The 630-nt window shown below is 71.0% G+C and carries 1 protein-coding gene; it reads right to left on the bottom strand.

Going from position 1 to position 630, the window contains the following annotated elements:
- The coding region (locus tag HCN51_RS57790; RefSeq protein ID WP_168022236.1) for an ATP-binding cassette domain-containing protein at positions 1–530 on the bottom strand (530 nt) is incomplete at its 3' end.
- Positions 531–630: the final 100 nt, after the last annotated feature.

The raw sequence follows: 630 nt of genomic DNA, 5'->3' as shown, positions 1-630 counted from the left end.
TCGGCGTCCAGGCTGGAGGTCGGCTCGTCGAGGATCAGCACCCGGGCGTCGATGTCGATCGCCCGCGCGATGGCCACCATCTGCTGGATGGCCAGCGAGTACGACGACAGCGGCGCCGAGACGTCGAGGCTCAGCTCCAGCCGCGACAGCAGCTCACCGGCCCTGGCCCGCATGCGCTTCCAGTCGATGCGGCCCCTCTTGCGCGGCTCGCGGCCGAGCAGGATGTTCTCGGCCACCGACAGGTTCGTGCAGAGGTTGACCTCCTGGTAGACCGTGCTGATGCCGGCCTGCTGCGCCTCCAGGGGGCTGCCGAAGGCGACCGGCGCCTGGTTCAGCTCGATGGTGCCCGTGTCGGCGGGGTAGACGCCGGTGAGCACCTTGATCAACGTGGACTTGCCCGCGCCGTTCTCTCCCATGAGCGCGTGCACCTCGCCGGGCAGCAGCCGCAGGTCCACTTCGTCCAGGGCTCTCACCCCCGGAAACTGTTTGCCGATCCCGGTCATCGTCAGGACCGGCGCGGGTACGGCCATCCGCCTTCCTTCCCGAGACGGCGGCCCGGCGATGTCCCGGGCCGCCTCACTTCGTCCCTACGCCCGTGCCGGCTCGCCGTCCAGCGGCGGGCCGGCGGCG

Source organism: Nonomuraea composti (assembly GCF_012034275.1).
In the GTDB taxonomy this organism is placed as follows: Bacteria; Actinomycetota; Actinomycetes; order Streptosporangiales; family Streptosporangiaceae; genus Nonomuraea; species Nonomuraea composti.
The sequence above is the reverse complement of the archived record's forward strand: the minus strand, read 5'-3'. Positions and strand labels throughout refer to the sequence as shown.